At 44.8% G+C, this 9,051-nt stretch carries 6 protein-coding genes; 5 read left to right on the top strand and 1 reads right to left on the bottom strand.

Translation table 11 applies throughout. The features are described 5' to 3' along the window. Positions 1-930 precede the first annotated feature (930 nt). The 3 genes from QZX97_RS01235 to mutS all read left to right on the top strand — a co-directional run bounded on the left by QZX97_RS01235 (position 931) and on the right by mutS (position 5,217). Positions 931-1,581, top strand: coding sequence for a hypothetical protein (locus QZX97_RS01235; protein ID WP_295654592.1), 651 nt, complete (start codon positions 931-933; stop codon positions 1,579-1,581). 109 nt (positions 1,582-1,690) lie between these two features. Continuing rightward, positions 1,691-2,461, top strand: a complete 771-nt coding sequence (locus QZX97_RS01230; RefSeq protein ID WP_295664036.1) for a rhamnogalacturonan acetylesterase — start codon at positions 1,691-1,693, stop codon at positions 2,459-2,461. Positions 2,462-2,607: 146 nt separating this feature from the next. Further along, on the top strand, positions 2,608-5,217 hold the full coding sequence (mutS, locus tag QZX97_RS01225) for a DNA mismatch repair protein MutS (RefSeq protein WP_295654656.1): 2,610 nt from the start codon (positions 2,608-2,610) through the stop codon (positions 5,215-5,217). Here mutS and mscL read toward each other — a convergent pair. Further along, on the bottom strand, positions 5,214-5,624 hold the full coding sequence (gene mscL / locus QZX97_RS01220; RefSeq protein WP_295654595.1) for a large-conductance mechanosensitive channel protein MscL: 411 nt from the start codon (positions 5,622-5,624) through the stop codon (positions 5,214-5,216). The genes mutS and mscL overlap by 4 nt on opposite strands. A gap of 190 nt (positions 5,625-5,814) precedes the next feature. Between mscL and rpoN the strand changes: the two genes are divergently transcribed. Together rpoN and QZX97_RS01210 are read left to right on the top strand one after the other, a co-directional pair. Continuing rightward, entirely contained in the window at positions 5,815-7,293 is a 1,479-nt protein-coding gene (gene rpoN, locus QZX97_RS01215; protein ID WP_295654596.1) for an RNA polymerase factor sigma-54, read from the top strand. 139 nt (positions 7,294-7,432) lie between these two features. Further along, positions 7,433-9,049 carry an ATP-binding protein gene (locus QZX97_RS01210; RefSeq protein ID WP_295654598.1) on the top strand — a complete coding sequence of 539 codons (1,617 nt, stop codon included), beginning with the start codon at positions 7,433-7,435 and terminating at the stop codon, positions 9,047-9,049. The last annotated feature ends 2 nt before the right edge of the window (positions 9,050-9,051 follow it).

The following is a 9,051-nucleotide window of genomic DNA, read 5'->3' as shown; positions in this document are numbered from 1 at the left end:
TAAAAAATTATTTTTGAAAATAGTCTTAATTTCCCCCCCCCCCCTGTGAAAATGTCATTGGTCATTGGGGCATCCCGATAGCTATCGGGAAGTCATTGCAAGGGAGGGCGAGAAATAAGGGAGTTTGTTCTTTGAAAATAGTCTTACTTTTTCCCCCCTTGTGGGGAGAGAGTCAAGAGCCGGGAGTCAGGAGTCAAGAGTGGGATGGAAGAATAAAGGGGTTGAAAAAAGTCTTACTTTTCCCCCCCCTTTATCAAAGCTGTCATTTCGACCGTAGGGAGAAAACTTCTGCGAGGGATAGGCGCCCGGAGTTCGCTTTGAGAAGTTTTCTCCTCGCTATCGCTCGTTCGAAATGACATGGAGTGGGATTGGAGGCTATTTATTTCTTACTTTTTCCCCCTGTTGGGAGAGAGTCAAGAGCCGAGAGTCAGGAGTCAAGAATGGGATGGAGGAATAAAGGGTTTTAAAAAAGTCTTACTTTTTCCCACTTTATCAAAGCTGTCATTTCGACCGTAGGGAGAAACCTTCTGCGAAGGATAGGCGCCCGGAGTTCGCTTTGAGAAGTTTTCTCCTCGCTATCGCTCGTTCGAAATGACATGGAGTGGGATTGGAGGTTAATTATTTCTTACATTTTCCCCCTGTTGGGAGAGAGTCAAGAGCCGAGAGTCAGGAGAGTCAAGAGTGGGACGGAGGAATAAAGGGGTTTAAAAAAGTCTTACTTTTTCCCCCCTTGTGGGGAGACAGTCAAGAGCCGAGAGTCAGGAGTCAAGAATGGGATGGAGGAAAATAAGTCTTACTTTTTCCCCCCTTGTGGGAAGAGAGTCAAGAGCCGAGAGTCAGGAGTCAAGAGTGGTATGGGGAAAATAAGTCTTACTTTTTCCCCCTAAGTAAATTCGAAATTGAACATTCGAAATCCGAAATAAAATAGCCATGTTGCTAAAGAGATATGCCTTATTGTTGTTTATGTTGCTGTTTACCAGTGGTTTATGGGCGCAAACTATGACCGACCACCTGGTGGCGCCGGTGGGGGTGTACAAGACCATCAGGTTAGATAACGACATCCGGGTGATGCTATTGCTGAGCGATACCAATTATGTGGGCAAGGTGGCATTGGTGGATTCGGTGGTGGCTGAGGCGAATGGGTTTACGCCGCCGGTGCTTTATACCTTGTCGTACACGCTGTTCCATATGGACAGGAGGGATGAGGCTAGTTTTTGGTTTTATACGGCGCAGTTGCGGGCCAGGTATGATGTGAACCGCTGTGCCGATAAAACCGCGACGGCGGCTTTGTACAACGAGAATTTTGGTCCGCCGATAAACCAGTACGCCATGCGTAACCTTGATACGCTGGAGCGTATTGTGCAACGGGTAGTCGCCTTTGTGAGGGCAAATGAGGAGCATTATGATGAACGCTGGATCAACCTTTCGGGAATGGATGTGATGATGGCGAGTTTAGGAAACTCGGATACAAAAAAGTCCCTCAGTTTGCCCAAAGCGAAATGGCCGGCCATCAAAGCAAAAACGGTGGACGATTATTATAACGACTTTGAGGAATATGTGATGCAGGCAAAGAAGAAGTGAGGGCATGTATAACAATCGCGATGAGGTTGTGCAAAATGAAGTATACAACCTATATTAGTTCCAGTTAACCAATTGTAGCTGAACCTAACCAGTTCGCCAAAAAACAACCATGATGAAAAGATATGCTAAACCTTTGTTTATAGCGGCTTTTATGCTGCTGAGTTCGTTTGTGTTATTCCAGAAAGAGAAACCTACCCTTTGGCTTATAGGCGATTCGACGGTGCGCAACGGTACTTATGACCGCGGTGACAGCGGTTTATGGGGTTGGGGACATTTTTTGCATGAAATGTTCGACACTACCAGGATATCCATCCAAAACAAAGCCTTTGGCGGTACCAGTAGCCACACCTTTGTTACAGGCGGCTTTTGGGAAAAGGTAAGGCCGAACATCAGGAAAGGAGATTATGTGCTGATACAATTTGGCCATAACGACGGTACGGCATTAACATTGCGGGGCAATGGTGATGATTCGGCGGAGGTAACCAATCCCAAAACGCAAAAGACGGAGATGGTACATTCATTTGGCTGGAACATCAGGCGCTATATCCGCGAGACCAAGGCGATGGGCGGTACACCAATTGTGCTTTCGTTGGTACCGCGCGATATGTGGAAGGACGGTAAGGTTGACCGTGTAGCTTCGGAATATGTGGGCTGGGACAAAGAAGCCGCCGCGCAGGAAGGTGTGGAGTTCATCGACCTGAACAAGATTATAGCCGACCATTACGACCAGATTGGGATGGACAAGGTGATGTCGACCTATTTTACAGTTAAAGACCATACGCATACCATTGAGGCAGGCGCTAAGTTCAACGATACCTGCGTGGTGGAAGGCTTAAGGACCTTGAAAAATGACCCGTTTAAGAAGTATTTGCAAAAGTAGGGGCGTTGCAAACGCCGGACCAGGTTAAGCGCCCGTTGCAAACGAGCGCAATGGGTACTTAATCCACAGGTGTTCAACTTTTCAACAAATTGAACAATAACAAGGCAATGGTTTAACTTAGCCATTTGACAAAAACAGGAACTAAGTTGGCACATCCCGCGACGAAAGAAACGCCATTAATGCAGCAATACAATGCCATCAAGATCAAGTATCCTGGTGCGCTCCTGCTGTTCCGTGTGGGCGATTTTTACGAGACCTTTGGCGAAGATGCCATCAAGGCTTCGGGCATATTGGGCATTGTGCTGACCAAACGTGCCAGTGGCGCGGCCATGCACCAGGAGCTGGCGGGCTTTCCGCACCATTCGCTGGATACCTATTTGCCGAAGTTGGTAAGGGCCGGTCAGCGTGTGGCGATTTGCGACCAGTTGGAAGACCCGAAAGCCACTAAGACCATTGTAAAACGTGGTGTTACCGAACTGGTTACCCCAGGTGTGGCCTATGGCGACAATATCGTACAGCAAAAAACCAATAACTATTTGGCTTCGCTATATTTTGAGAAGAACAGCGTTGGGATAGCCCTATTGGATATATCTACTGGTGAATTTTTGACCGCCCAAGGTAATAGCGACTATATAGACAAACTGCTGCAAAGCTTTAACCCAAGCGAGGTGATCTACCCCAAAAGCCGCAACGCCGAGTTCAAAGAAACCTTTGGCGACCGCTTTTATACCTATGCACTGGACGAGTGGCCCTATAGCGGCGACTACGCTACGGAAACGCTGCTGAAGCATTTCGAGGTCAAATCGTTGAAAGGTTTTGGCGTGGAGAAATTGAATTTGGGTACCGTGGCAGCGGGAGTAGCTCTGCATTACCTGAACGAGACCGAACACCGCAACCTGCAGCATATTTCGGCCATCAGCCGGATTGAGGAGGACAGGTATCTGTGGTTGGACAGGTACAGTATCCGTAATTTGGAGTTGATCGGTTCGGCAAATGAGAACGCGGCTACATTGGTGGATGTGTTGGATCATACCAGTTCGCCAATGGGGGCGAGGCTGTTGCGCCGATGGATAGTGATGCCGCTGAAAGAGCGGAAGCCGATAGAAGACAGGCTGAATGTTGTGGAGCACCTCATCAATTACGAGGAACTGCGCGAAGAACTGAAGCAACATATCCGCCATATTGGCGACCTGGAGCGTTTGATATCTAAAATAGGTCTACAAAAAGCCAACCCGCGCGAGGTTTGGCAATTGAAAAAAGCTTTGCAAAGCATCGAGGCCATTAAATATATCTGCAGCCAAAGCGAGAACAAGGCACTGAAAACCATTGCTGAGCAGTTGAACCCTTGCACACTCATCAAAGAACGGATTGAGCATGAAATACAGCCTGATCCGCCGGTAATGGTTATCAAAGGCGGGGTGATAGCCGAGGGCATAGACGCAGAGTTGGACCGCTTGCGTAAGATAGCCTTTGGCGGTAAAGGATATTTGCTCGAGATACAAAAGCGTGAGGCTGAGCTGACGAGGATACCATCTTTAAAAGTAGCTTTCAACAACGTGTTCGGTTATTATTTGGAAGTGAGCAATGCCCACAAGGACAAAGTGCCGACCGAGTGGATACGCAAGCAAACCCTGGTAAACGCCGAGCGATACATTACCCCCGAACTGAAAGAATACGAAGAGCAGATATTGGGTGCAGAGGAAAAGATACTGGCACTCGAAACACGGCTGTATAACGAGCTTTTGTATGCCCTGATGGAATATATTAAACCTATTCAACTGAACGCGCAACTGGTGGCGCAATTGGATGTGCTACTCAACTTCGCTACCATCGCTATAAAGAACTACTACGTTAAACCACAGATAAACGATAGCCGCATACTCGATATCAAGGGTGGCCGCCATCCGGTAATTGAGAAGAACTTGCCTTTGGGGGAGGAGTATATCACTAACGATGTGTTCCTTGACTCGGAAACGCAGCAGATCATCATCATTACCGGTCCGAATATGGCGGGTAAATCGGCTCTGCTGAGACAAACAGGCCTCATTGTACTGATGGCGCAGATGGGCAGCTTTGTTCCTGCAAAGGAAGCCGCGATAGGTTTGGTGGACAAGATATTTACAAGGGTTGGCGCGTCGGATAACCTGTCATCAGGCGAGTCGACCTTTATGGTGGAGATGAACGAAACCGCCAGCATTTTGAACAACCTGAGCGACCGGAGTTTGATATTATTAGATGAGATAGGGCGAGGAACCTCCACTTATGACGGGATATCGCTGGCCTGGGCCATTGCCGAGTACCTGCATGGCCATCCAACAGCCAAGGCCAAAACACTGTTTGCCACGCATTACCATGAGTTGAACGAGCTGACCAATTCGTTCAGCCGTATCAAGAACTTTAACGTAACGGTTAAGGAAATAGGGCATAAGATCATCTTTTTGAGAAAACTGGTTCCCGGCGGCAGCGAACACAGCTTTGGTATCCATGTAGCTAAGCTGGCCGGTATGCCACAAAAGGTGTTGAGCCGGGCCAACGAGATATTGAAGAAGCTGGAGCACGAGCGCACCGGTGGCGAAAGCATTAAAGAGAGCATCAAAAAGGTTCAAAAGCAGGCGGTTCAGATGCAGATGTTCAGCATTGACGACCCTGTTTTGATCAAGATACGCGATATGCTGAACAACCTGGATGTGAATACGCTTACGCCCGTCGAGGCGATGATGAAGCTCGACGAGATACAGCGGATGATAAAGAGTTAAGCCTTTTTTGCCAGTAAGTCCCTTATTTCGGTTAGCAATAGTTCTTCTTTTGTAGGTTCAGGTGCAACTTCGGGTTCAGGAGCAGCTTCTTCACTGCGTTTCATGGCGTTGATGCCTTTTATCATCAGGAAGATCACAAAAGCGACAATAATGAAATCGATAGCGGCATTGATAAAAGAGCCTATGTTGATGGCCACAGCCGGTGTTTTTCCTACGGCTTCTTTAAGTGTTATTTTGATGTCTTTGAAGTCGATACCATGCAGGAGCAAGCCGATAGGAGGCATAATGACATCGGTAACCAATGAAGAAACTATCTTGCCAAAAGCGCCGCCAATAATAACGCCGACAGCCAAATCTACAACGTTGCCTTTGACAGCAAATTCTTTAAATTCTTTTACTATGCTCATAATGTGTGTTGGTTTAAGTTCACAATTTTAAACTTTTTTATTTAAATACTGAACAAATGGCATAGAGAAGGGTTAATATTATCAAAACCGCCAAGATTATTAGGAACAATATTTTTGGCTTATAAACAATACTATGAATTGTTGGCCTTTTTTTGTCGCGCTAATTAGTGTATTTTTGCCCATCTGATTTATGTTAAGACAAAATTTACAGCAGAAGCTTCTACAAAAACTATCACCTCAGCAAATACAATTCATCAAGCTGTTGCAGGTACCTACTGTGTCGCTCGATACCCGGATAAAAGAGGAATTGGAAGAAAATCCTGCATTGGAGGACCTCAGCCTCTCGAACATGACGGAACCTGAAGAGGCTTACCCGGATAAAGACCCCGACGACGATAATTTTAATAGCGACGATAGCGAGCAAAGCGATTTCGACGAGTTTAACATAGACGATTATCTGCAGGATGATAACGTGAATGATTATGGTTCGCGCTACGATCAGAATGGTGATGACGATGAGGAGAGAAAAGAGATACCGATAGCTGTACAAAGTTCGTTTTTCGAGAGTTTGCAAAACCAGCTTGATTTAGTGCCCTTATCGGATAAGGATTTTAGGATAGGGCAGCAGATTATTGGCAGTTTGGACGATGATGGATATCTGCGTAGGCCAATCACTTCGATTACCGATGACCTTGCCTTTTCACAAAATGTGTTTGCGGAGGATGATGAAGTGGAGGAAATGCTGAAACTGATACAGCAGTTTGACCCGCCGGGTGTTGGTGCTCGTGATTTACAGGAATGTTTGCTGATACAACTCCGCAAGAAAGACCCTAACGACCCAATCGTTAAAAAAGCGATGATTGTGGTAGAGAATTACCTTGACGAATTTACCCGTAAACATTACGATAAGCTTGAGAAGTCGTTGAACCTGGCACCTGATGAGTTGAAAGGTATTGTGAACGAGATATTAAAACTAAACCCTAAACCAGGCGACAGCAACGAAGTAAACACCAAGCAAATGCAGGTGATACCCGATTTCCACATCAGCAATAACGATGGGGTATTGATATTGACACTCAACTCGAAGAATGCACCCGAACTGCGTGTAAGTCGCTCGTACCAGGATATGTTCCAGCATTATGATAAGGCCGCACAAAAGGATAAAAAACTGCGTGAGGCGGTACAATTCGTCAAGCAAAAGCTCGATTCGGCAAAATGGTTTATCGATGCCATCAAACAGCGTCAGCAAACTTTGCTGAAGACCATGAACGCCATTATGCATTATCAGTACGATTTCTTCCTCACCGGCGACGAGCGTAACCTGCGCCCGATGATATTAAAAGATATTGCGGATAAGATAGGGATGGATATATCCACCGTATCGCGTGTGGCCAACTCTAAATATGTACAGACCGAATTTGGTACTTTCCTGCTAAAATCCTTTTTCAGCGAGGCCATCCAGATGGACAGCGGCGAAGAAGTATCAAATAAAGAAGTAAAAAAGATACTCGAAGACTTTATTGGTGCTGAAGACAAGCACCATCCTTTGGCCGATGAAAAGCTGACAGATATCCTCAAAGAACATGGTTACAACATAGCCCGCCGCACGGTAGCTAAATACCGCGAACAGATGAATATCCCCGTGGCAAGGTTAAGGAAGGAGTTGTAGGCACCATTTCAATAAAAGGTGAGCAGCGCTAAACCTGAGGTGTTGCTTTTTGTCAAAATATGGTGTTTATCGGTCGTATGTTTTTTGATAGATAACAAAAGGTGTACCTTGGTAAATCTTTACTATCAAATATGCCTAAATGACTATACAGTCCACCGGTTCATACGCTCAAAAATCTTTTCAACATAATGAATCAGATCGCATTGCTGCATTACGCTCGTATCGTATTTTAGATACCGAAGCCGAAAAAGACTTTGATGATTTGACGGAACTGGCTTCAGTTATTTGTCAAACTCCTATTGCGCTCATTACTTTTATGGATACTGAACGTCAATGGTTTAAATCACGTGCAGGTACCGACGAAACGGAAAATTTGCGCGAGCTTTCATTTTGCAACCATACCATGACATCGCTTCAACCTGTGATGATTATTGAGGATGCGACTTTGGATGAACGATTTTCAAATAATCCTTTAGTAACCGGCGAACATCATATTACCTTTTATGCCGGTGTATCTTTAGTGAACAATGAGGGATACGCCTTGGGTTCTTTGTGTGTATTAGATACCAAAGCCAGAAGTTTAAGTAAAGAACAGATATCAGCTTTGATGATTGTTGCCGGATTCGTGATTGAAAAGCTGGAGCTCCGTCGTAAAGTTTATGAATTGGAGGAAGCGAATCAAAAGCTTTACGAAAGCGAAAATCGTTTTAAAAACCTGGTAAAACAAGCACCTGTTGGTATAGCCATTTATAAAGGGCCGAACATGGTAATTGAGCAGGCGAATGAGTTTATACTTGACTTGTGGGGACAAAATGAAGATATCATTGGCAAAACTATACTTGAGGCAAGGCCCGAGTTAGCCGAACATCCCTATATGGACATCATTATGGGGGTTTTCAAAACAGGTGTTGAACACTGCGGTAAGGGTATAAAGGGACCGGTAAGGCATCATAACCAGATTGTTGAAAGGTACTTTGACGTCATCTACAAACCGATTGAAAACTCAAATAATGAGGTTATCGCCGTAATGGCTGTAGCTATGGACGTTAATGATAAATACTTATTGGATCAGCGAAAAGATGACTTTTTGAGTATAGCCAGTCATGAATTAAAAACACCTATTACTGGTCTCAAATTGAGCCTGCAGATGTTGAATTTGATTAAAGAAAAACCATTTTCTCCGGTCCATATCAGAATGATAGAACAGGCTAATAAAAGTGTTGACAAAATGAACGACTTGGTAGATAACCTGTTGAATGTAAAAAAGTTGTCGGAAGGCGAGCTTAAGTTAGATAAAACTACTTTTGTACTAGCGGAAATGATCAACAATAGTTGTACTCACATACGTATGGAAGGGAAATATAATGTCAGTATTGAAGGGGACACAGATTTGCAGATTTATGCCGATGAACATCGCATTGAACAAGTTGTTGCAAATTTGATAAATAATGCTGTCAAGTACGCTCCGCACTCGCTTGATATTTATGTGATTATTGAGCGTAAGCATTCTGCAGTCCGGATCTCTATTAAAGACAATGGCCCCGGTATTGCAAAAAACAAAATTCCATACCTCTTTGATCGGTATTACCAGGCAGAAGACTCAAAAGCGTCGTATGCTGGTTTAGGTTTAGGCTTATATATATGTTGGGAAATTGTTCGCAAGCATAATGGCAACATAGGTGTTGAAAGCGAGATTGGAAAAGGCTGCAACTTTTGGTTCACTTTACCAATTGAAATTTATGACAATTTTAACTAAAA

Source organism: uncultured Mucilaginibacter sp., assembly GCF_903893715.1.
GTDB lineage: Bacteria > Bacteroidota > Bacteroidia > Sphingobacteriales > Sphingobacteriaceae > Mucilaginibacter.
The sequence above is the reverse complement of the archived record's forward strand: the minus strand, read 5'-3'. Positions and strand labels throughout refer to the sequence as shown.

Bases quoted from the DNA above. Each gene is read 5' to 3' on its own strand.
- mscL (WP_295654595.1), bottom strand. From the start codon at position 5,624: ATGAGCATAGTAAAAGAATTTAAAGAATTTGCTGTCAAAGGCAACGTT.
- QZX97_RS01230 (WP_295664036.1), top strand. From the start codon at position 1,691: ATGATGAAAAGATATGCTAAACCTTTGTTTATAGCGGCTTTTATGCTG.
- rpoN (WP_295654596.1), top strand. From the start codon at position 5,815: ATGTTAAGACAAAATTTACAGCAGAAGCTTCTACAAAAACTATCACCT.
- QZX97_RS01235 (WP_295654592.1), top strand. From the start codon at position 931: ATGTTGCTAAAGAGATATGCCTTATTGTTGTTTATGTTGCTGTTTACC.
- QZX97_RS01210 (WP_295654598.1), top strand. From the start codon at position 7,433: ATGACTATACAGTCCACCGGTTCATACGCTCAAAAATCTTTTCAACAT.